Genomic DNA, 21,786 nt, shown 5'->3' on the forward strand with positions numbered 1-21,786 from the left:
TAAGGTGTAGACAGCCGTGTCTTTTCTCACTGCCCGATGTCGGCGTTGACTTATGGCCGGTCTGAATCACTTACCCCGGCTCCAGGTTCGGCCTTCGTCAGCACTAGAGTACACCGGAACAGCGCTTCCTTAGTGTGGCACATCGCATTGACGCTTTACCGGGCGGATCATGTTCCAGACAGAAGAGACAACCATCAACACAAGGCCGGAGTAAAAAACAAATTGTGCATAGGACGCGTATTGGCCTAACTTAAGCTGGAAAGGGAGGACACCGGCAAACACCAGAAGCGGCCCCAAGCACCCCCAGAATCCCGCGGCCACGCTGCCGGTGGATGCGCCACGTCATGACATTGGCAACCAGAGCGATGAACGCAAAAATCGGGATCAGAGTCGTTATGAAAACCCGCTCCCATGACGCCAGGAAACCGAGGCCCAACGTCGCCCCGATGCCAGCCAATGCGGGAAAACAGACGGCGCAACCCATTCCGGACACAACGCTGCCGATGGAACCTGCTTTATCGGCAATTCGCGAGATCAAATCCATGTTTCTACTCCTCTGCTTTCAATTCTGACTTTATAAATGATGCCCGTTTCGAAAACCGGCAAAACGGCTGTAGCAATCAGTTATCCGTTCAGATTCAGCCGCTTCATGCTGTCACGCAAGCCATTCCCGGCTGCCTTGCCTATCCCGCGCAGCAGGATAGTTTTTGACATCCCTGGTAAAGGTTTGAGCACACAGCTTCAGACCCTCAACCACCGTCGGGTACGGAAACAGCTCATATTGCAACAGCACCTTTTATGGACTTGTTCGACAGGCTAACCTTAAAGCCGTAGTCAACTACGGAGTCAAGGCAAATGTCGAAGGAAGCGAATTCATTTACCATCGGGAGCCTGGCCAAGGCGGCTAACGTCCCAGTCGAAACCATCCGCATCTCTTGTCCTCTAATTCAGTCATTGCATGAAGGTGTTGGGCCAAAGAGTCAAGAGGTAATCGAAGACTGACACGAACAGATACAGTGCGTGACGTTTAACTTATGCGCTGTGTCTTCAGTTCATCAAATGTGCTGAGCTACGCACCAGTTAAAAACAGTGCGTTAACTGGCGAGGCTGCTTCTTCCGTTCATGAAGCCTGTTCATATGCAGTATCTGAGAATAAATCCATGAACCATTTCCTATAGTTTGGCTGCGGTAACTCAACCAAGCTTTCCGAGAACTGGAAACATCGACAACATCCACGACGTGAATAGAGTCATCTGGCCGGTGAGCACCAACACTCCCATGACAACGAGCAGCAGGCCTGCAAACGCTCTCAGCCATCGACTCCAGCGACTTAGCCAGCGTACTCGTTGGCGAAAGTGTTCAATGAACAGAGCGGGTTCCGAGGAAGGGGAGAGCCAAACCCAGCGAATAAACCGCAAGATACAGCATGCCCGCTTCAGCACTGGCCTCTGTGGCACTGAGCGCCAATATGGCCCCGAGTATGGGGCCTATGCAGGGTGTCCAGCCAATGGCAAACGCTATGCCCAGCATAAATGAGGCAGTGGGGCGCCCACCTTTCAAGTGGACTGTCCGATACGCCAGTCCCTCTGTAAAACCGGCAGGCTCCACCAGCCCAGCATAAATAAACCCATCAGCACGATGAGTACGCCAGCTACCAGGTTGGCCTCTTCACGATAAGCCATCAACCATTGCCCGAGAACACTGGCGCTTGCGCCCAAGGCAACAAAGATCAGGCTAAAACCCATCACAAAACACAGGCTCAGCCAGAACGCCTTTAAGCGATTCGAAGCCTCGGTCAGCGCACTCCCGGTAACAACCGACAGATAGCCGGGAACCAGAGGCAACGTGCAGGGAGAGAAGAACGAAACGAGACCACCGGCAAACGCGGCGGCCATTCCCCAGGTCGGAAGATCAAGCATTTAGCCTCCTGGCATTTTGCCAGTAGCGCACTCCTGCCGGGTGATACTCCTCTGGTAAAAGAGCTGGCATAACGGCTTTGATAGCCACCAAGGCACCGTTACCGAATCCCTGGACAGCCACTCTCAGATCTCCCGGTTCCACGCTCTGCCTTTGTCAGCACTTGGGTGCAGCGATTCAGCGCCGCCCTCTTAACGGCAATCGTATCCTGTATTTGCCGCTTTGCTGTGCGGCACTGCTGCTCATCCCCGTTGTCGAGCGAATGAACAAACTCGGCGATCTCCGGAAGCCCCAGGCCTGCCTCACGACAAGCCCCAATGAACTTCAGCCGTTCCAGACAGCGGTCATCAAACAAGCGAAAGCCCCCCGAGGTTCTTCCGCAGGCCTGCACCAGTCGCATATCCAGGTACGTGCGAATCTGAGGCACCGACAGGCCACAGCGGCGGGCCGCCTCGGAAATGACATAGCCTTGGCTCTGTGTTTCCGGTCCGCGTTCAACGTCGGTTCCGCTATTAGGGTATTAATCGTCATGTCAGTCACTTCCTGCTTTGTCGAGCAATTGCCGGGCAATACCCTGACCCAGTTCGAACCTTCCTGAACAGTCACAATGCTCGCGTCGGGTCTGTCCCGGGACCACGCCTCCCCGGCAGATCGAGAAGCAAAAAAGTGGACATCGCAACAGAAGGCACTGCGAATGTCGCCCTCCGTGGCCACGGACACCAGCGAGAGAACCGCGTCCTCTGGCTGAAGCGAAAGCACCTCCTGCGGTGTGACCGTCAAGGTGACCGGCTTGTGGGTGCGGGGACAGTGCGACCGGACCTGTGCGGGTTCGCCAATGACAGCCGGAAACATCAAGGCGTCGAGTGCACACCAGGTGTAGAGCGGCTGATCGTTTACCACAAACGCATGCGGCGTTTCACGCAGGGTGATGCCGGAGCCGACCAGCCGTCCCTGACCGTCATACTCGACGGTTTCCGCAAGGCAGCTGTTCCAGCACCTGCACCACCTGGCCCGTCGTCCAGTTGAGCGACGCTGCAAGCCGCTCAAGAGTGACCGGACGACCCTGGACCAGCTCACGCAATAGCGCCACATGAAGCGTGGCCTCCGCTTCTCCGGTCAGGCCCAGCCGATTCACGATTTCACGCACATCATTCATGGGGCCTTGCCTTATCCCGCGCAGCAGGATAATTGTTTGACATCCTTGGTAAAGGTTTGAGCGCACAGCTTCAGACCCTCAACCATCGTCAGGTACGGGAACAGCTCATCGGCAATCTCGTTGACGGTCATGCCGGCGCGTAGCGCCATCACCGCAGTCTGGATCAGTTCGCCGGCCTCACCCGCGACGGATTGCACACCCAGTAGCCGTCCGCTTTCCCGTTCCGCGACCATTTTAATGAAGCCTCCGGTATCAAAGTTGACCAGGGCCCGTGGCACGTTGTCGAGGGTCAGGGTACGGCTGTCGGTGACGTAGCTCTTTGCCTCGGCGTCGGCCTCGGACAAACCGACAGTCGCGATCTGCGGCTCGGTAAAGACCACCTCCGGCATGGCACTGAGATCCAGGCGGGCATCGCCGTCGGTCATATTGATCGCGGCCCGGCTACCACCTGCGGCCGCCACATAGACAAACTGGGGCTGATTGGTACAGTCGCCGGAAGCGTAAATGCCCGGCACCCGGGTCTGGAGTTGCTCATTGACGACAATGGACCCGCGATCCGTTTCGACACCGACCGCTTCCAGATTCAGCCTGTCTGTGTTCGGTGTGCGTCCCACGGCCACCAGCAGCCGATCGGCCCGCAGTTCCCCTGCGTTCGTGTCGAGCACGAATTCCTCGTTGGTATAACTGATCTGGCTCGCCTGCGTGTCATTCAGAACCTTGATACCCTCGGTTTTGAACGCGGTTTCAATGGCCTCGCCAACAGCCGGGTCCTCGCGGGAAAACAGTCGGCTACGCGCCAGGATGGTCACCTCGCCCAGTCGGGCAAACGCCTGTGCCAGTTCCACTGCAACGACGGACGCCCCGATGACAACCAGTCGGTCCGGAATGGTGTCGCTGGCCAGTGCCGTGGTGGACGTCCAGTAAGGCGTATCGGACAGGCCCGGAACCGGGGGGATGGTAGGCCGCGCACCGGTACCAATGAACGCGCGATCAAACCGTACCTCGTTTTCCGTGCCGTCGGTTCCCGTCACTGTCAGCTTATTGGCGTCGGTAAACGGGCCTCACCCCGCACGACAGTAATCGCCGAATTGTCTTCGAGAATGCCCTCATACTTGTCGCGACGAAGCTCATCGACCCGGGCCTGTTGCTGGGCCAGCAACCGGGGCGGTCAATGGTCGGCTCGACTGCCGCAATGCCCTCGTCGAACGGACTGGTGCGGCGCATGTGAGCCACGTTTGCGGCCCGGATCATGATTTTCGAGGGCACACAGCCGATATTGACGCAGGTGCCACCGATGGTGCCACGCTCGATCAGCGTGACCCGTGCTCCGCGTTCCGTTGACTTCAGGGCGGCGGCCATGGCAGCGCCGCCACTCCCAATCACAGCAATATGCAGGTTGTCGTTACTCATTCATGTGACTCCTTGGTAGATGGGCTATCGCAGCAGGCGTCGTATTTTTTTTGCGCCATACGGCGTAGCAGGTCAGGCCGATAAAATGGCGAGCGCCGGCAACAGCACGTAATCCAGGTAGCCGGTCAGCGCTGCCAGGCCAACGGATCCGAGTAAAACCACCAGAATCGGCGTGAAGCAGCACAGCGCGACCACGACAGTGCCAATAGCACTCGCTCTCAACAGCGTCTTGGATCTTTCATGGTTACTCCTTGGTCGTCCCGGTTTATTTCAGGGTGGACGGATAACCCGCATTGGTGGTTGGCCTGAGTCAGCGCCTCAACGGAGGTTTTCTCATCGTCAAAGGTCACCGTCGCATCCCGTTCCTCATATCGGACATCCACAGCACTTACGCCGTCGACCCGCTTCAGGGCGGCTTTGACGGTAATCGGGCAGGCCGCACAGGTCATGCCTGGAACGGACAAGGTCACCGTTTGTTGTGCCGCCAGGGTAGGCAGGCTGAACAGCGCAAACAGTACGGCAGTGATCAGGGACTTTTTCATGGTGTGGTGCCTCTAAGTTAATAGGTTGGATCAGGTTTCAGTAAAACAGCGGTAAGACGAAAGGGAACGCCAACGCCGTCATTATCAGCAGCGCAACAATCCAGAACACGACTTTATAAGCAGTGCGCACTTGCGGTACCGCGCAGACTTCGCCCGGTTCGCAGTCCTGCGCGGGCCGGTATATCCGACGCCAGGCAAACACCATGGCCACCAGCGCAGCACCAATGAACCACGGACGGTAGGGCTCCAGGGCGGCCAGGTTGCCGATCCATGCACCGGAAACACCCAGTGTGATCAGGACCAGGGGACCCAGACAGCAGGCCGATGCGAGCAGCGCTGCAACCCCGCCTGCGATTAACGACCCGCGACCGGATTTTGACTCTGAATTCAACTCTGACATTGTGATTGCACCTTTTATGGCCTTGTTCGATAAGCTAAGCTTAAAGCCGTAGTCAACTACGGAGGCAAGGAAAATGTCGGATGAAATGAACTCATTGACCATCGGGGGGCTGGCTAAGGCGGCGAACGTCTCAGTTGAGACCATCCGCTACTACCAGCGACGTGGGTTAATACCTGAGCCCCAGCGTCCTCTCGGGGGGATTCGGCGCTACGGTGCCAGCGATATTGGCAGGTTGAGCTTTGTGAAAACCTCGCAGCAGTTAGGCTTTAGTCTCGATGAGATACACGACTTGCTTCAATTGGATGATGGTACTCACTGCCTGGAAGCCAGCACTCTCGCGGAGCGTAAGTTGCACGACGTACGTGGGAAGCTCGAAAAGCTACAGCAAATTGAGGCTTTGCTGAGCGACATGGTTGATCGGTGCTGCGCCTACGAGGGCAATATCTCGTGCCCTTTAATTGCGTCATTACATGAAGGGGTTGGGCGAAAAGTTAGTACCTACCCTAGCTAGAGTGGGATCCCTGCCAAACCTCAGTGACAAAGGGCAGAATGGCAACCACACAGGCCCTCAGAATGTCCAGTGTGACCAGCAGAGTACGGCGGGGAAGTTTTTGGGCAACAGCCCCAAACAGAGGCGCTATTAGCACGTAGCGAGCGACGATCGGGACAGTGGCGTTCACAAAATAAGGGGCGGTTCCTTTGGTCTTGACGAATTGCTGCCTACTATAAGCAATGCCTCCCTCAAGAGCGAACGTACTGTGAGTTAACGCCTCTCAATGGAACCCCATAGCAAAGGACTGCGTATGAGTAGTCTCCATGAAACCGCCTATCCGCGATTGAAGGCGGAGGTCTCGGATCAAGAACTGGCAGAAATTTATACACCCTCTGCCCAGGAACGATCCTTTGCCCGAAAGCACGGTCGAACTCCGGCTGCTCGTGGCGCCCTGCTCATTCTCCTGAAAACAGTGCAGCGCCTGGGCTACTTTGTCCACCTCATAGCCGTTCCCCAATCCATTACAACGCACATTCTGGCGTGCGACGACCTTTCACATCTCGCAGCGAGCCAGCTCAGGGTCTACGACCGTAATGGCGGCGCCCGTCAGCGGATGTTGGACACGGTTCGTCAACAGGTGAACATCAAGGCGTTCACCGTTGAAGGCAAGGCAATTGTACGGGAACTAGCGCGTGAAGCGGCCACCACCAAGCAGGACCTGGCGGACATCATCAATGTGGTGATTGAAGAGCTGGTGCGCCAGCGTTTTGAGTTACCGGGTTTTTCAACGTTGCAACGGACCGCGCGTCAGGCTCGCAGCACGGTCAATACCGGTTACTTTCGGACGCTCAATGTGGGTTTGACAGCGCATCAAAAAAACGAATTTGACCAGTTGCTGCAAGTGCCGGATGATTCCCCTCATACCAGTTGGCATAAGTTGAAACAGGAACCCAAAAAGCCGACCAATACGGAAGTGAAGAAGTATCTTCAGCACCTGGAATGGCTTCAGGGTTGGTGTCAACAATTGCCCGCTGTTGATCACATTCCCGCCGCCAAATATCACCACTTCATACTGGAAGCACGAGCGCTGGGCGCGGCCAACATCAAGGCCATGCAAAGAACCAAACGCTATGCCTTGATGGTTCTGCTGGTCCATGCCCAATTGCGTCGCGCGATGGACGATGCGGTCGACATCTTTGTCCGCAAGATGCGCAACATCAAGACCAAGGCAGAAGCCAACCTGAACCAATATCACCTGGATCATATGAAGCGCATGGACAAGCTGGTGGCTCAACTGCGTGACGTACTGACCGCCGTCCAGGAAGCGCCAACGGATTCTGAGCGAGGTGCCCGAGTGGCGGCTGCCATCCAGAGTGATCCTGATGAATTACTGGCCGAGTGTGAGGAACACATGGCCTATGCTGGCAATAACTTCATCCCGTTCATGCTGCAACCCTACCGCCCGTTACGCCCCCTGTTATTCAATTGCCTTGAACTACTGGATCTGGCGGCAACCAGCCACGATCAATCCTTGATTGAGGCGATTGCGGCTCTGAAAAAGCACCGGCACAGCCGTAAGGAATGCCTTGTGCTCAGCACTCAACCCGTCGACGTGTCCTGGCTACCGGAGCGTTGGCGCCGTTTGGTATTGGGGGCGGGGCCAAGCCAGCTACCGCCCGGCATGGTCTACCGGAAGTATTTCGAGCTGGGCGTACTGACACAGGTGAAGCGTGAACTGATTTCCGGCGATCTCGCGGTCGCGAACAGCGACCAATACAGTGACTACCGCGATCAGCTGGTGGATTGGAGTGTCTATGATGCCCAGATAGCGGACTACAGCGCGATGATTGATATCGAATCCGACCCCGCCGCTTTTGTGGCACAAGCCCACTCCCGGTTGAGCGAAACGGCCGACCGCATTGACCATGGCTTCCCAGAGAATGAATACGCCGTCTTCCATGGTGAAGATCTGGTGATACGGAAGCACCGTCGTAGAGCGCCTCCGGATGGGTTAGCTGAGATTGATAAGCAGTTATCCCAGAATTTGCCCGAAAAGAATATTCTCGACATCCTGGTGGAAGCCGAAAAATGGCTGGGCCTCCACAAACGCTTTGGGCCACTTTCCGGATTTGAGGGCAAGCTCGATGACCCCCGTACCCGCTTTGTTTCGACCTTATTTTGCTATGGCTGCAATCTCGGGCCAACTCAGACCGCGCGATCCATCACGACCCTTAATCGCCGGCAGGTGTCCTGGCTCAACCTGCGGCACGTCACCGAAGAGCGCCTGGAGCAGGCGATTGTACAGGTTATCAATGCCTACAACCGCTACCGGCTGCCGCGACACTGGGGAACCGGCCAGCGGGCCGCCGCCGATGGCACAAAATGGAACCTGTACGAACAGAACCTGCTATCGGAATACCACATACGGTACGGTGGCTATGGCGGGGTGGGCTACTACCACGTCTCGGACAAATACATCGCGCTGTTCAGCCACTTCATTCCTTGCGGCGTTTATGAGGCCATTTATATCCTTGATGGGCTGATCAAAAACGACTCCGATATCCAGCCTGACAGCCTGCATGGCGATACCCAGGCGCAAAGTGCGCCCGTCTTCGGGTTGGCTTATCTGCTGGGTATCAACCTCATGCCCCGAATCCGAAATCTGAAGCAACTGGTGTTCTACAAGCCCGATAAACGCCAGCAGTATGAGCACATCAATGCCTTGTTCAGCGAAACCGTCAACTGGAAACTGATTGAAACCCATGTACCCGACATGCTCCGGGTAGCGCTATCGATCAAGGCTGGCAAGATCGCACCCTCCACGATACTGCGGCGCTTGGGTACCGCAAGCCTCAAGAACAAACTCTACTTTGCTTTCCGGGAACTGGGGAGGGTTGTTCGGACGACCTTTCTTTTGGATTACATTGGCAACGTGGAGTTGCGGCGAACCATTCATGCGGAAACGAACAAAACGGAAGAATTCAACCAGTTCGTGAAATGGCTATTCTTCGGCGGCGAGGGGGTGATCGCCGAGAATATCCGCCACGAGCAACGGAAAGTGATCAAATATAACCATTTGGTGGCCAACCTGGTCATTCTTCACAATGTGGAGTCGATGACGTTGACTCTTAAAGCTCTCAAGGATCAAGGTCATCATATAGATCACGATATTCTCAAAGGGTTGGCCCCATACCGCACGGACCATATCAATCGATTCGGCGATTATACGCTTGATTTTGATCGGCAGGTTTCACCCATGAGCTACAATACAAAAATAATTTAAATCCAATAGGTTAGTGCACTTTCTGGAGGATTTCGTCAGAATCGTTGCCGACCCTCAGGCGATGGATATGTCCATGCCGCTGACGGTCGGCGCCCTGCTCTCGGCCTCGGCCTTCGGTAGTCACGCCTGTTTCTTCAGTGACTCGACGGTGCTGACCTCCACCGGCTCGGGCTGTACGCCGATGCAGCATGCGTTGACGCAGATCCCCTATGCCTTGATCGGAGCGACGCTGGCGTTCGTGTCATTCATTATCATGGGGTATGCGATTGCCTAGGGCGTGCTGAACTGGAAAAGCCGGGTCAGGTTCTGTGCCTTGCCCGGCTTTTTTATGGAATGGAGCTAGAATGATTACCAGGGATCGGACCGGGCACCTGCGGTGCCTCAGAAGCTGAAGAGGGTGTTGCAAAACTACTGCGCTCGGCCATGCGGCGTTGAAAATCCACTCAAAATGCTCATTTACTACTAGTAAACTGCGCTTTTTCGCGGATTTCCGCCTTGCCTGGCCTTCGCTCGCGACGTTTTGCAACACCCTCTAAAGCTTCTGCTACATACTCGAGTTGAATGTAGCCGATCTCGAGTTGAATGTAGCCGATGCTTCAGCTTCGGAGGGCCCACAAGGGCCCCATGGAGTCGGACTTGAATATAAATGGGACCCTACCGAACATTACCGCTCAACCTTCTGCAAAAGAAAATTGGCCATCCAGTGCGCCACTTGCAGCGAATCGGTGTGGGCCGAAGCCTCACCTAGCCCGGCCAACGCATGGTCCGTTGCCTCTGCTGGGATCGGATCATCGCGGCGTGCCTGGAGGAGTTCAGTTTCAAAATCCACATTGAATTCCGGATGCGCCTGCAGGGTCAGAATACGGTTATCGTACTGAAGCGCCGCGAAGGGACAGAACGACGAATAGGCAATGACTTCGGCCTGTTTCGGCTTTGTCAGCACCTGATCCTGATGCACGGCGTTCAGGGTAAATTGACCCCCGAGCGACGCCAGCTCCGGAATGTCCTTTTCCAGTTGAATGTTCTTTTCGAGTTGATAGGTGTGCAGGCCCACGCCCCAACCCGGCAGATATTTGTTGACGTCCGCGCCAAAGGCTTCGGCCACAATCTGGTGGCCAAAACAGATGCCGACGAGGGGGCGGCCCCTATCGTAGATTTCCAGGATCAGGTCTTTGAGACGTGCCATCCATGGCGTCTTCTCGTAAACATTGGACTTGGAGCCGGTGATGATCCAGGCATCACAGACAGCCCCGGAATCGGGGAAGACATCGTCGCGGACATCGTAAACGTCGTAGTCAAAATCGTACCCGGCCCGACCGAACAGCGCCATGAACATGTCCGCGTAGGACCCGTGGGTCTCTATCAGTTCCTCCGGGGTGATGCCGGTGGCGAGAATGCCAATCTTAAAACTCATCAGCTACTCCTGACACGCGGCCTCGCCGCGCGTTACCGAAAGGATTTCAGGCTTGAGGTTTCTGAGTCGGCCTGGATCAGAGCAAGCCCAGATAAGCCTCATACTCGATATCCGAGATCCGCTCGCTTAGCAGGCGGCGCTCCTGGCGCTTGGCTTCGGCGTAGACATGGACGAATTCCTCGCCCAGATAGGCTCGCAGAATCTCGCTCTCTTCAAATCGGTCAGTGGCTTCCAGCCATTCGCAGGGCAACGGGAATTCCGGGTTTTCCTCAGCGTAAGCATCGCCCTCGACCGGTGCTGACGGCTGGAGTTTATTTTCCATGCCATACAGCGCGCCGACCAACACGGTGGCCAGGACCAGATAGGGATTGGCATCGGCGCCAGCGACCCGGTGTTCGATACGCCGCGCGACGTTCGGGCTTTCCGGCACTCGCAAGGCAACGGTGCGGTTCTCATAACCCCAGCTGGCAAACGTCGGCGCGTAGGCCCCCGGCATAAAGCGGCGATAGGAATTCAGGTGCGGCGCAAAGGTGAGCATGCTTTCGGGCATCAGTTGCATCAAGCCAGCGATGGCATGGCGTAAGAGGTCGCTGCCCTCCTCCGTACCGTTGTCGAAAACGTTGTTGCCGTCTTTATCGATCAGGCTGAAATGCACATGGAAGCCATTGCCGCTCTCCTCGGCGTAGGGCTTGGCCATAAACGTCGCCGCGTAGCCGTGGCGACGGGAAACGCCACGAACCAGGCGCTTGAACAGGATGGATTGATCAGCGGCATTTAGCGGGTCAGCCACGTGATTGAGGTTAACCTCGAACTGCCCCGGACCCATTTCGGCAATGATGGTGTCCGCGCCGATACCCTGTGCCTCGCAAGCGGAGCGAACATCGGCGAAGAAGGCATCGAAGCCATCCATTTCCTCTACCGCGTAGCCTTCCGTGTTAGCCAGGCGCCGGCCTTTACCATCGGCCAGCGCAGGCGGTATGGGACGTTGTGTGCTCTCGGATTCCGCATCCATGAGATAGAACTCAAGCTCGGTCGCCATGACCGGCGTTAATCCGCGCTCGGCAAACTGGTCGACGATGCGTTTGAGGACCTGACGGGGGTCCGCCTCGAACGGCGTGCCGTCGGGATTGAACATCATGGCCAGCATCTGGTCCCGCGGTGCTTCGGACCAGGGCACCGGCGTTGGATTTTCCGCGACAGGCATACAGATGCCGTCACTGTCGCCGGTTTCGAACACCAGGCCATTCTCCAATACGTCTGCACCCCAGAAATCGAAGCCAACCACCGAGCGTGGCAATTTGAGCCCCTCTTTCATGGCTTTCTTCAGGCCGCTGGCAGGCAGGCGCTTGCCGCGCAGATTGCCGTTGAGGTCCGTGATGAAGAGGTCCAGGTCGCGGCTCTTGTCCTGATTGTTATTAATGGTCATACGCATCACTCTTGAATGCTTTTCGAAAATCAGACGCCCAAGATATCCCATTGCAGGCAGCGTGTATCTATCACCCAAGGGGTAGGAATCGGCCCATGTTCGCGTCATGGTTGAGCTGACCTACGGCGTGAGGAACATATCCGGGACGCTGGAGGGGTATCGACGCAGGGGTATTGAGGGAGGGCTATCGACGAAGGGGGGCAAGACAGGCTAATAATCTGCCTCGTTCGGAATCAGGCGGTGGTGCCGTGGCCGATACAATACGGGCGGCCTTCGCTATTGAGTGTGACGGCGCCTCTGACCTTGAATATGTCAGCAAGAAGAGATTCGGTGATCACTTGCCCCGGCGCACCGGCGGCTTTTACCTGCCCAGCGTCCAGCACCAGCACATGATCAGCAAATTGCGCGGCCTGGTTCAAATCGTGCAGAGACATGACGACCGTGAGGCTGCGGGCGCGATTGAGTTCTACCAGCAGTTCCAGCACTTCCAGTTGATAGCCCCAATCCAGATAGGTCGTGGGCTCGTCCAGCAACAGGATATCCGTCTGCTGGGCCAGCGCCATGGCAATCCAGGCCCGCTGTTGCTGCCCGCCTGACAGCGCGGCCACCGGTCGTTCGGAATATGCATCCACACCGGTCATCTGCATGGCCTGCTGACCCGCTTCACGATCGGCTCCGGTATCTCGCTGCCACCATTTGCGATGAGGGAACCGGCCCAGCGCGACCAGATCCTTCACCAGAATGCCCTCGGGCACGATGGGCTTTTGCGGCAACATGGCCAGCCGCAGCGCCAATTCGTTTCGGCTCCATGCGGACAGGGGTTGCCTCTCAAGTAGCACCTGTCCTTGGCGTGGCGCTATTAAGCCCGCGAGCCCCTTTAACAGGGTGCTTTTCCCGGAGCCGTTGGGGCCTACCAGGCAAGTGATTTCACCTGCCGGGATAGCCACTGACAACTCGCGCACAACATCCGTATGGCCGTATGCGAGGGTAAGTCGATCGGTGCTCAACATTGCAGACTTCCTGACGATTGCCGGGTCATGGCTGGCGCGATAACAGATAAAGAAAAAAGGGAACGCCCAGTGCCGCCGATACCACGCCAACGGGTAACTCATAGGGTGCGAAAACAGTCCGTCCCAGCGTATCGGCCAGGACAGCCAGCATGGCGCCAAGCGCCGTACACAGCAAAAACTGAACCCCCAGCCCTGAACCTGCCAAGCGTCGGCTGATATGGGGCACCAGTAACCCGATAAAACCAACCGGTCCCACAATGCCCACGGCGCTTGCGGCCATCAGCGCGGCCACCACCAGTGCGATGGCCCGCCATCGGTTCAGATGCAGCCCGAGGCTGCGTGCGTGCTCGTCTTCCAGTTGCATGGCGCTAAGCGGACGCAACAAAATCAGGACCCCGAGCAACCCTATCAAAGTCCAGGGAAGCAACGCCTCCAGGTGCGCCCAGGTCGTGCCATACAGGGAGCCGGCCAGCCATTGCGCTACCAGTTCGGTGTGCGCGTGCCCCCAGAATGCCAGACCGCCGGTGGTCAGCGCGTGTAGCATACCGGCCAATACCGCACCTGTCAGGGTTAGCTTCATTGGCGAGAGGCCGCCATGACGCAGGCTCAAGCCGTAAACGGCCAGTGCCGCGAGTAAACCACCCAGCATGGCGAGCAACGGCAGGTACTGAAGGGCAAAGGGAACGCCGGCGTAGGGATTATCGCCCGGCTGCAGCCAGTCGCCCACCACAAACGCGGCCACCGCCACCAGGCTGGCTCCACCGGAGATGCCTAAAATACCGGCTTCCGCCAGTGGGTTGCGGGTCAGTAGCTGCAACAGCCAGCCCGACACAGCGAAGTGAACACCGATGATTAAACCAATCAGGGCCCGGGGTAGCCGCAGGTCCACGACGACTCGCTGAACGTGGGTTGAGCCCTCCCCCGACAAGCCGGCCAGGACTTGCTGCAAGCTCAGGTCCGTGGCGCCAAACTGAAGACCCAGCCAGGGCGTCAGTACGATGAGCCCGCAGCCGAGCCACATCAGGACGCCTGTCCGCCGCAGTAGAGGGAGCTTCAGAGCGTCTCTGGCTTCAGCGGACATGGCCAGTCTCACGGGCGTTCAGTAAATAAAGCAGCCATGGCGCGCCAATCAGTGCCGTCAGCATACCCACGGGCAACTCCTGTGGAAAAGCAAGCTGCCGCGCCAGCATGTCCGCGGCCAGTAACAGTAACCCACCCAGCATCGCGCTGAGCGGTAGCCAATGCTGAAACTGGTCGCCAATCAGGTGCCGTGCAATATGGGGTGCGACCAGACCGATAAAGATCACCGGGCCGGTTACCGACACCAGCGCAGCCGCCATGATCAACGCCAGCATCAGAAACAGCAGTCGCCAACGACCGACCGCCAACCCCATGGACAGCGCCAGGTCGTCATCGAGTTGCAGCACCCGGAAAGGACGGCGCAAAACCAGTGCCCCCACCAGCGGCAGAACCAGCCACCCGGAAACGAGTTCGAGTTGCAACCAGCCCCGCCCCATCAGGCTGCCGGCTAACCAGTAGTAAAGCTCTGCGGCTTCGGAGCCGGACACCAGCAAGGTGCCCGTGGTGAGGGCCGTGCATAATGCGGTGATAGCAATGCCGGCCAGCACCACTCGCTCAGGCTGGAGCCGGCTGCGGCCGGCGATGAGAAATGTCAGCAGCCCGCCCAGAAGCCCGCCACACAGAGCAATGGCCGGCAGCCACAACGCGTCGGGGGTGAAAAAGGTCTGTGTGCCCACGACCCCAAATGCCGCGGCGGCAATGACCCCTGTCAGTCCGGGTGACGCGAGCGGATTGCGGGTCACGCCCTGCATAATGGCGCCAGCCGCGCCAAGAGCGGCCCCACCCAATAGGGCGAGTAGATTGCGAGGTAAGCGAAGCTCCAGCACGCTGACCCGCTCTATGACGCTCCCCTCGCCGTGCAGGATGCCCCAGAGCACGTCCGGGCCGGTCCACTGCCGGCCAATCATCAGCCCCATCAGAAACAGTGCGCCGAGCGCCAGCGTCGCCGCTCCATAGATATAGGCCATAGGGGTGCCGCTAGGTGCCCGCGTCATCGCGACGAGGTCTTGAGCGGCGTGTCATCCGGGAGAAGCAGGCGCTCTATGTCGTCGAGCACCAGAGACCGTGCTATGGGTCCGGCGCTCTCTTTCCAGTGCTGACCCACCTCAAATACCTGATCGTTCTTGACGGCCTGCAGATAAGGCCACACGGGGTTGACGGTGAAACCCCGCTGGCGATTACTCGGTAGCAACAAAATAACATCTGGATTCAGTGCCAAAAGCGCCTCGAGGCTGATGCGGTAACCCAGGGGAATACCCGACTCGGGATTAGGGGGTGACCCGCCCACGTTGTCGAAGTGCAGCCGCTCCAGCAATGATGCGGTGAGAAAGTGGTCGTAGTAGACGAAAGGCGTTTCGCCGCCGCTGGTGAGAATGGCCACTGTGCGGTTGCCGGGACTCCGGGCTGCAAGGCTGTCGAGACGGGCCTTGAAGCGCTGATTGATTTCGCGCGCCTGCTGCGGTCGCCCGAGCGCGTCGCCGGCCAGGGCCACAGCATCAAGACTGTCCTGCAGAGTAATGAGATCCATCGCGACCATGGGGGCGATGGCTTCAATCTGAGGGCCATCCTTTTCGGTATAGCGCCGAATGGCAAACACCAGATCCGGGGCAATGCGCGATAGTTGTTCCAGGTTAGGCTGATGACGAGGACCGAGACTGGGTATCTTCTCCATCTCGGGTCCCAGGTAGGCGGGTACCCCCTGCAAACCAAAAGTCGTAATCGCAACCGGCTGGCGGCCCAGGGCTACTGATACGTCGGCACCAAATGTCGATATGGCGGCCGGTCTGGTAGCCGGCTGCGCCAACTCAATGGTTTTACCCCGGTCATCGGTGAGGCTAACGGGGTGATTTTCCGCCTGGGTCATGGCAGGAATTAGGATAGTCATCCAGGTGAGGAATGCGGTGAATCCGCGTCTGAGTGCGGGACCTGTCTTAATGCGGAGTCTTGGTTTATCCACGTTAGTGGCGCCCGATAGCCTATTAAATGGGAATCATTAGTAATTGACGCGGTAGTCTAATGGGCTCGCAGGGGCGATTCAACCATTTCGCCCCTGCGAATGCGTTATCTTGATCAAGCCGGAGCCCACAGAGTGGCCCCGGCGCCGGTGGGAGGCCGGATCAGAAGTCGAGTTGCGCCTCCAGAATAAAGCTGCGGCCAGGCTGCGGGAGGCGGCCAACCGGGCTTACGTCCACACCGCGGAAATAGGCGTCGTCGTCCAGCAGGTTGTTCACCGCCAGAGCCAGGTTCAGGTTACGCCCGCTCCCCACGGCAATATCGCGGCCCAGACGGGTGTTGACCAAGTGGTAGGCAGGCAGTTCGCCAGCGCTGCCGTTGGCGGTTTCCTCTTCGGTATTGTCCGCGTCGCTGTAGCTGGTGCTGACGTACACCCAGTTCAAACTGGCAATCCACGCCTGGTAGGTATAAGCCGCGTCGGCACTGACTTTGTGTTCCGGGGCGTTGGGTAATTCGTTGCCGGCGTTGTCGCCGTTGAGCTGTTCCGTGTCGAGATAGGTATAGCCCAGCCCCAGCTCCAGGTTCGGATTCACTTGCCAGCGGTTATCCAGCTCGATGCCCTGGTGCCGTGTTTCACCCAAGTTCTCGAAGCGGCTATCGGTGCGGTTGAATTGAATCTGGTCTTCGTAGTCGATACGGAACAGGGTCACCGACGTCAGTAGCTCGGGGTTCAGCTGCATCCGGCCACCCAACTCGTAGTTCCAAGCTGTCTCGTTGGCCACGTCACCGTCCCGTGTTGTTTGAGCGATTTGCACGGGTACCAGGGAGCGCTGGCTATTGGCGAACAGGAAAAGGCGGTCCGTTGCCTGATAGCCAACCGTCAGTCCCGGCAACCATTCTTCGGTATCGTTCTTTTCCTTGTTGTCGTTCAGATTGTCACGAAAATCCATGTTCACATCTTCGTAGCGCAATCCGGGCGTGACTGTCAGCCGATCGTTGAGAAAGCGCATGGAGTCACTGACGTAAAGAGCCAGCGCCTGGGTGTCGAGATGCCAGTCCCTCGCGGTGGAGCGGGTATTGCTGGCAAATTCGACGCGGTTGACGTCGAAGTCGACATCTTCGGTCAGGTAACGTGCTCCGACGGTGATATCGTGCCGCCCCTTGCTGACCGCCAGGCGTGGCTCGGTACTGTAGACCCGGAAAAGTCTTGGGGAGTCGGCCCGGTGCGTCGAGGGCAGCCCCGGGTCGGCCCAATGACCGGTGCCGCTCAGATTCTGGCCGAAAAAGAACGTCCGATCCGCATCGTGGACGAAGTTGCGCCATTGGAACTCAACGTCCGGCGACGGCGTGTAGGTCCAGGTGAAGGTTGCGCGGGTCATGTCGGCTTCATAGGCATCATGCGGCCGCTGGCTCTGGGTGCGGTCTTCCTCGTAGGCTTGCGGCGTTAAAGCGCCAGGCAGTTCGGCATCGACATCGTAATACTGCAACTGGGTAGCGAGCTCATGCTCACTGTTCAGGTAGTAGCGGGCATCGACGATGAAATTGTCCACCTCGGTATCCGAATGGTCCCGGAACCCATCACCACGCTGGATATTGGCCTGGAATTGCAAATCGAGTTTGTCAGTGGCCGGGCCGCCCACGCGATAGTAGGTATCGGTGAAAATATTGCCGGTGTCTTCCGCGATGGTGACCCGCTCGCGCAACGTCTGGGACGTTTCAGCCGGAATGGGGCGCGTTACGAAGTTAACCACCCCACCGACGTTATTGGGGCCATAGTGTACGGCAGCCCCGCCCCGCACCACGTCTATAGCTTCCAGGCTGGGCAGAGTCACCGGGAACAGGGAAACACCCACATTGCTATAGGGGCCGATGGCGATAGGGTAACCGTCGGTCAGGATCTGCAGGCGCTCGCTGCGCAGAGGATTCAGGCCGCGGACCCCGATATTGGGCAGAATGCCTGTCCCGGTTTCGTCCAGCACCTGGACACCGGGCGTTGCCCGCAGGGCGTCTTCAAGATTGAGCGCCCCACGCTCGTGCAATTCTTCGTTATCGACCACGGTACGCGAGCCCGTGTAGGTTTTTTCGGATTCTTCCGTGGGCGCCCCTAACCAGTCCCCTGTCACGGTAAGGGTCGGCAGGACAAACTGCGTATCGCTGCTACCGGCAGCCGGACTCTGTGCCATGACCGGTGTGCTGATAAGAGCAGCTATTGAAACAGGTACGAGAGAGCTTGAGAGGGGGCGAAGAGACACCGGTCGGGACAGGTACCTGATGGTCGAGAAGAGCATGAAACCTCCATGATTAGCACTACTTGATTGTTTGCATTCTATTTAATGATCGCAAATTATAATGATATTAGTTCTCATTACAATCCAATCAGGCGATACGGAACCGGTTTCTTTCTCAGGTCATGGTTTCGCCCAGGAAGTACTCGACAGGAGGCGGGTGCATCAGAAAATCCTTATGGGAAATGTTCCAGGCATACGCGCCGGCATAGGTGAATATCACCAAGTCCCCTACGTCCAGAACGGGCACGTTAACGCCGCGGGCCAGCACATCTTTGGGGGTGCAGAGTTGGCCGACCAAGGTGACGGCCTGGTGATGAAGACCGGTTTGCGACTGTGCCGCAGGATCGGTCAAGGACATGGCTTCGAAGGGATGGTTGTGGGATTGGGCGGCAGGCGTTCGAAAGTGGTGGGTGCCTCCCCGGCAGACGGCGAAGGCTTCCCCCTGGCTGTGCTTGATATCCAGCACCTCCGTGACGTAATAGCCACAGGCCGCGGCGAGGAAGCGTCCGCACTCGAACCGGATACACCACTCGGGTGCGGCCTCTTTTTCCAGTAAGTCGGTCATTTTTCCGCAAAAATACGGCCAGTCGAATTGTTGGCCGGGCTCGACGTAGTTAATGCCGATGCCACCCCCCACATTGATCTGCTCGATCTGCAGACCGTAGTCCTTCTCCCAGTCTCTGACCCGTCGAAAGTACGCCTGCATCAACGCCAGATGGCGGTCCGGCTCCAGTTGATGGGACATAAGATGAAAGTGAAAACCTTTCAGCTTCAGGTACGCTGCGCTGCCCAGCATGGATAGCGCCTGCTGGAGCGTCTCTTCGTCCATGCCGAAGGGGGTTGGAACGCCCCCCATGGTCAAACGGGTGGTCGCCATTTCCGGCAGGTTCAGGTTAATTCGCAGTAGAATATTCTGGGTACGACGGGCTTTCTCCGTTATCGCCTTCAGGCGTTTCAGTTCCAACAGGCTTTCCACGTGAATCAGTTCGACCTCTGATTCGACAGCATGCTGAAGCTCTGAAACCAGCTTGCCGGGCCCGCCAAAGATGACCGGCACGTCGGGAAAATGGCGCTGCACCCACTGCAACTCGCCACCCGAGGCCACTTCCAGCCCATGGACCCATGGCGCCAGGGTTCGAAGCAATGGCAGCGCCGGGTTGGCTTTGGTGGCGTAAAACATTTCGCATTGCGGCGGCAGGCATTCGACCACCGCCTGCACGTGCTGACTCAGGCTGTCTAGATCGTATATGTAGGCGCAGAGAGGATCGCTGTGCTGGCGCTGCAATGCTTTGGCAGCCATGCGCACGCTATCCGGCACCCTGCCCTCCGATACTTTTGCCTCTGGCATGTTTCCGTTTGGCACGTTTCCCCCTGTTACTTTTTCCTCTGATACTGTCCCGTCCGGTATTTTCCTGTCCGCTAAGTTCGATTGCGCTGCCGTTTTCATGACGTGCTACCCCAGCCGTTGGCTGTATCTTCTGTTTCGGTGTCTTTAGTTTCGGTACCTTCAATGTCGGTGCCTTTAGTTTCGATACATTTACCCCCGACAGGGCCAAGGCGGATGTCCCGCGCCGGTGGCGCCGAAGTCAACGCGGCAAGCGGATTGGGCACCTGCACGTATTCGGAATCCCGGTCTGCCCGCTTGAGCAAACGGGTGATCAGATTGCTTTTGTTGGGAAGAGGCTCGCCCCGCAGTAGGCCGCCGATAACCCGGTGCGCCCAGGCGCTGTCACAACGATCCAGGTACCGTTCCAGATGGGCTCGCCAGACCCGCCACAGGTCCGTCTCCAGGTCCAGATCGTCCAGGGCGAGATAACTGACCGCCTGAAACAGGTTGTTGATCAGCAGGCAGTAGGCAATGCGCTTCCAACCTTTGTCGGCGCTGTAGTGAATCGAGGCCTGCACACGTTCGTCGAGCCCGGCGGGGAGGGGTTCGCTCCAGAGGCCGGCAACCAGCTTGGTGCCCTCGAGGTCGCGTACGAATACCTGGGCGGGCCAGCCGTTTTTCAATCCCACGACGACGTTCTGCAGGTGAGGTTCAAACACCACCCCGTGGATAAACAGGGCGTCGAGCACAGGCGGCATCAGCAGTTCCAGATAGCGCTCGAACCAGTCGATGGTCGCCTGACGCCGGTTGAGTCCGGCGGCGCGCGCGCAGGTATCCACGGCGTCCTTGACCGGACACTGGTCGAAGCGATCCTCACTGAAGAGAGACGCTGCCAGTACCGGCGTCACGCCGTTTTCCAGCAGCGGCTCCAGACTGTTGCGCAAGATCAGGCCAAAGCCTTCCATGAGCGAATGACGAAGGGTGTCTTCCGCTTCGGTAAAATCGAGAGTGACGTAGGCCGGTTCATACATCAGCTCAAACCCCGGATAGCCGGCCAGCAACGGTTCGAGGCGGTTCCGCAAAAGGTGCGACAGGGCCACCGCGCTCTCCAGTTCGTAGTACGCGTTCTTGCGCACGCAGTTGGTGAGCCGGACATGGGTTGAGAACTTATAGAAAAATGCATTGCCTGGCTGGTAAAGCGTGCGCACCGAGGCTGTGGGATAGAAAATACTGCCGCCCTGCCCCAGCGGCTGGATACGCCTACTGCGAATGGCCTCCAGCACAAAGGACTGGCGCATGAGGTAGCGTGCCTGCCAGGGATGCACCGGAAGCGCCACGAAGCCCGGCGGCACCGCAAGCCCCGCTGGCGCGCCCAGATTCTCTAAAGCACCCGCGCTCAGGCCGCGGCTGCGCAGGTCCTCCCGGCGGATCGCGAAATAATAGAGTGCGAATCCCCCACCCATTTCCGGCGAATACTGCAGCGTATCTTCCTCGCTGAAGCCTTCCCGGGCTTTGGGAGCAGGATGGTAGCGATGCCCGAAGCTCAGTGCCTGTTCCGACCACCGGTAACCGGTCAACCCCTGCCCCCAGTCTGCCGGGACCTGGCTATAACTCAGGATGCGCCGCATGACCTCGCGGCTGCCCAGAACCTGCTGATACAGCTCGCCATTGAACGGTTGCCCAAAACGCAGGGCCAGGTTCTGAAGCAGCACTCTCGCCAGCCGGGCCAAATCAAGCACTTGCCAGCCCCGGGACGGTGACTTGTAAAACGGAGCTGACTGGAAACGATAGCTTCCCGCCAGGGAATCCCTCGACACGGCCAGCAACAGTGCCCCCGCCAGTTCCGGCAATTGGACCATCAAGGCCGTGGCGTTGCCGGTCGCCAGCTTCAGTCGCAACGCCTGGGGCCAGCTCTGGCCACTGTCTGGCGGCGCCACCTGCAACTCGCTGGCCGGGGCTGCGATATCGCGGCAATAACAGTTGAGCAAGGCGTCCATGCTGCGTTGGCCGGCGAGGTCCTCGCATTGTTTGTCGCGATAGTGATGATTGAGTGCTGTACTGAACATAATGCGAGTCCTTCCTCCATG

General features: G+C 58.0%; 18 protein-coding genes and 3 pseudogenes. 3 read left to right on the plus strand and 18 right to left on the minus strand.

The features are described from left to right. Positions 1 to 250 precede the first annotated feature (250 nt). From FXO11_RS09990 to merT, 9 genes and pseudogenes are all read right to left on the minus strand, one after another. Positions 251 to 544, minus strand: a complete 294-nt coding sequence (locus tag FXO11_RS09990; protein ID WP_227546107.1) for a MerC family mercury resistance protein — start codon at positions 542 to 544, stop codon at positions 251 to 253. A 649-nt stretch (positions 545 to 1,193) separates the two neighbouring features. Then, a pseudogene (locus FXO11_RS20615) lies at positions 1,194 to 1,919 on the minus strand (cytochrome c biogenesis CcdA family protein). A gap of 98 nt (positions 1,920 to 2,017) precedes the next feature. Then, positions 2,018 to 2,344, minus strand: a complete 327-nt coding sequence (locus FXO11_RS10005; protein WP_264766206.1) for a MerR family DNA-binding protein — start codon at positions 2,342 to 2,344, stop codon at positions 2,018 to 2,020. Then, positions 2,242 to 2,964 carry an alkylmercury lyase MerB gene (gene merB / locus FXO11_RS10010; protein ID WP_227546108.1) on the minus strand — a complete coding sequence of 241 codons (723 nt, stop codon included), beginning with the start codon at positions 2,962 to 2,964 and terminating at the stop codon, positions 2,242 to 2,244. The genes FXO11_RS10005 and merB overlap by 103 nt, the downstream gene beginning before the upstream one ends. Continuing rightward, positions 2,876 to 3,073 (minus strand): hypothetical protein, encoded by a 198-nt coding sequence (locus FXO11_RS20460; protein ID WP_227546109.1) that lies wholly within the window; start codon positions 3,071 to 3,073, stop codon positions 2,876 to 2,878. Before FXO11_RS20460 ends, merB begins: the two co-directional genes overlap by 89 nt. Positions 3,074 to 3,084: 11 nt before the next feature. Beyond that, positions 3,085 to 4,483, minus strand: a pseudogene (gene merA / locus FXO11_RS10015) (mercury(II) reductase). Positions 4,484 to 4,555: 72 nt separating this feature from the next. Next, positions 4,556 to 4,705, minus strand: a complete 150-nt coding sequence (gene merF, locus FXO11_RS20465) for a mercury resistance system transport protein MerF (RefSeq protein ID WP_227546110.1) — start codon at positions 4,703 to 4,705, stop codon at positions 4,556 to 4,558. A gap of 43 nt (positions 4,706 to 4,748) precedes the next feature. Then, positions 4,749 to 5,025 (minus strand): annotated as a pseudogene (gene merP, locus FXO11_RS10025) (mercury resistance system periplasmic binding protein MerP). Between the two features lie 37 nt (positions 5,026 to 5,062). Continuing rightward, complete coding sequence (gene merT, locus FXO11_RS10030) at positions 5,063 to 5,425, minus strand: mercuric ion transporter MerT (protein WP_148862843.1); 363 nt, start codon at positions 5,423 to 5,425, stop codon at positions 5,063 to 5,065. Positions 5,426 to 5,498: 73 nt separating this feature from the next. Here merT and merR point away from each other — a divergent pair, with 73 nt between their 5' ends. The 3 genes from merR (at position 5,499) to FXO11_RS10055 (ending at position 9,475) form a co-directional block, all read left to right on the plus strand. After that, positions 5,499 to 5,936: an Hg(II)-responsive transcriptional regulator gene (gene merR / locus FXO11_RS10035; RefSeq protein WP_148862844.1), complete on the plus strand. Its 438-nt coding sequence runs from the start codon at positions 5,499 to 5,501 to the stop codon at positions 5,934 to 5,936. Between the two features lie 292 nt (positions 5,937 to 6,228). Continuing rightward, positions 6,229 to 9,201: a Tn3 family transposase gene (locus tag FXO11_RS10045; RefSeq protein ID WP_148862845.1), complete on the plus strand. Its 2,973-nt coding sequence runs from the start codon at positions 6,229 to 6,231 to the stop codon at positions 9,199 to 9,201. A gap of 67 nt (positions 9,202 to 9,268) precedes the next feature. Beyond that, positions 9,269 to 9,475 carry a Na+/H+ antiporter NhaC family protein gene (locus tag FXO11_RS10055; RefSeq protein ID WP_264766207.1) on the plus strand — a complete coding sequence of 69 codons (207 nt, stop codon included), beginning with the start codon at positions 9,269 to 9,271 and terminating at the stop codon, positions 9,473 to 9,475. 390 nt (positions 9,476 to 9,865) lie between these two features. Here FXO11_RS10055 and FXO11_RS10060 read toward each other — a convergent pair whose 3' ends face one another. The 9 genes from FXO11_RS10060 to FXO11_RS10100 all read right to left on the minus strand — a co-directional run bounded on the left by FXO11_RS10060 (position 9,866) and on the right by FXO11_RS10100 (position 21,765). After that, positions 9,866 to 10,615: a glutamine amidotransferase-related protein gene (locus FXO11_RS10060; RefSeq protein WP_148862846.1), complete on the minus strand. Its 750-nt coding sequence runs from the start codon at positions 10,613 to 10,615 to the stop codon at positions 9,866 to 9,868. 76 nt (positions 10,616 to 10,691) lie between these two features. Then, positions 10,692 to 12,041 (minus strand): glutamine synthetase family protein, encoded by a 1,350-nt coding sequence (locus FXO11_RS10065; RefSeq protein WP_148862847.1) that lies wholly within the window; start codon positions 12,039 to 12,041, stop codon positions 10,692 to 10,694. Positions 12,042 to 12,274: 233 nt separating this feature from the next. Further along, a complete protein-coding gene (locus FXO11_RS10070) occupies positions 12,275 to 13,051 on the minus strand; it encodes an ABC transporter ATP-binding protein (RefSeq protein WP_148862848.1) in 777 nt (258 codons plus the stop codon). A gap of 25 nt (positions 13,052 to 13,076) precedes the next feature. Then, entirely contained in the window at positions 13,077 to 14,132 is a 1,056-nt protein-coding gene (locus FXO11_RS10075; protein ID WP_148862849.1) for a FecCD family ABC transporter permease, read from the minus strand. Then, a complete protein-coding gene (locus FXO11_RS10080; protein ID WP_148862850.1) occupies positions 14,122 to 15,126 on the minus strand; it encodes a FecCD family ABC transporter permease in 1,005 nt (334 codons plus the stop codon). Before FXO11_RS10080 ends, FXO11_RS10075 begins: the two co-directional genes overlap by 11 nt. Further along, positions 15,123 to 16,016, minus strand: a complete 894-nt coding sequence (locus tag FXO11_RS10085; protein WP_227546111.1) for an ABC transporter substrate-binding protein — start codon at positions 16,014 to 16,016, stop codon at positions 15,123 to 15,125. The genes FXO11_RS10080 and FXO11_RS10085 overlap by 4 nt, the downstream gene beginning before the upstream one ends. A gap of 232 nt (positions 16,017 to 16,248) precedes the next feature. Beyond that, positions 16,249 to 18,267, minus strand: a complete 2,019-nt coding sequence (locus FXO11_RS10090; RefSeq protein WP_227546112.1) for a TonB-dependent receptor family protein — start codon at positions 18,265 to 18,267, stop codon at positions 16,249 to 16,251. A gap of 220 nt (positions 18,268 to 18,487) precedes the next feature. Further along, on the minus strand, positions 18,488 to 19,672 hold the full coding sequence (locus FXO11_RS10095; protein ID WP_227546113.1) for a type III PLP-dependent enzyme: 1,185 nt from the start codon (positions 19,670 to 19,672) through the stop codon (positions 18,488 to 18,490). A 143-nt stretch (positions 19,673 to 19,815) separates the two neighbouring features. Then, entirely contained in the window at positions 19,816 to 21,765 is a 1,950-nt protein-coding gene (locus FXO11_RS10100; RefSeq protein ID WP_148862854.1) for an IucA/IucC family protein, read from the minus strand. Positions 21,766 to 21,786: the final 21 nt, after the last annotated feature.

This window comes from Marinobacter fonticola (genome assembly GCF_008122265.1).
Classification (GTDB): Bacteria; Pseudomonadota; Gammaproteobacteria; order Pseudomonadales; family Oleiphilaceae; genus Marinobacter_A; species Marinobacter_A fonticola.

What these genes read in the sequence shown, in the direction of transcription:
- merR (WP_148862844.1), top strand. Translation starts at nt 5,499, where the DNA reads ATGTCGGATGAAATGAACTCATTGACCATCGGGGGGCTGGCTAAGGCG.
- FXO11_RS10070 (WP_148862848.1), bottom strand. Translation starts at nt 13,051, where the DNA reads ATGTTGAGCACCGATCGACTTACCCTCGCATACGGCCATACGGATGTT.
- FXO11_RS10085 (WP_227546111.1), bottom strand. Translation starts at nt 16,016, where the DNA reads ATGACTATCCTAATTCCTGCCATGACCCAGGCGGAAAATCACCCCGTT.
- FXO11_RS20460 (WP_227546109.1), bottom strand. Translation starts at nt 3,073, where the DNA reads ATGAATGATGTGCGTGAAATCGTGAATCGGCTGGGCCTGACCGGAGAA.
- FXO11_RS10095 (WP_227546113.1), bottom strand. Translation starts at nt 19,672, where the DNA reads ATGGCTGCCAAAGCATTGCAGCGCCAGCACAGCGATCCTCTCTGCGCC.
- FXO11_RS10045 (WP_148862845.1), top strand. Translation starts at nt 6,229, where the DNA reads ATGAGTAGTCTCCATGAAACCGCCTATCCGCGATTGAAGGCGGAGGTC.
- FXO11_RS10080 (WP_148862850.1), bottom strand. Translation starts at nt 15,126, where the DNA reads ATGACGCGGGCACCTAGCGGCACCCCTATGGCCTATATCTATGGAGCG.
- FXO11_RS10055 (WP_264766207.1), top strand. Translation starts at nt 9,269, where the DNA reads ATGTCCATGCCGCTGACGGTCGGCGCCCTGCTCTCGGCCTCGGCCTTC.
- FXO11_RS10060 (WP_148862846.1), bottom strand. Translation starts at nt 10,615, where the DNA reads ATGAGTTTTAAGATTGGCATTCTCGCCACCGGCATCACCCCGGAGGAA.
- FXO11_RS10090 (WP_227546112.1), bottom strand. Translation starts at nt 18,267, where the DNA reads ATGGCACAGAGTCCGGCTGCCGGTAGCAGCGATACGCAGTTTGTCCTG.
- FXO11_RS09990 (WP_227546107.1), bottom strand. Translation starts at nt 544, where the DNA reads ATGGATTTGATCTCGCGAATTGCCGATAAAGCAGGTTCCATCGGCAGC.
- merT (WP_148862843.1), bottom strand. Translation starts at nt 5,425, where the DNA reads ATGTCAGAGTTGAATTCAGAGTCAAAATCCGGTCGCGGGTCGTTAATC.
- FXO11_RS10065 (WP_148862847.1), bottom strand. Translation starts at nt 12,041, where the DNA reads ATGACCATTAATAACAATCAGGACAAGAGCCGCGACCTGGACCTCTTC.
- FXO11_RS10100 (WP_148862854.1), bottom strand. Translation starts at nt 21,765, where the DNA reads ATGTTCAGTACAGCACTCAATCATCACTATCGCGACAAACAATGCGAG.
- FXO11_RS10075 (WP_148862849.1), bottom strand. Translation starts at nt 14,132, where the DNA reads ATGTCCGCTGAAGCCAGAGACGCTCTGAAGCTCCCTCTACTGCGGCGG.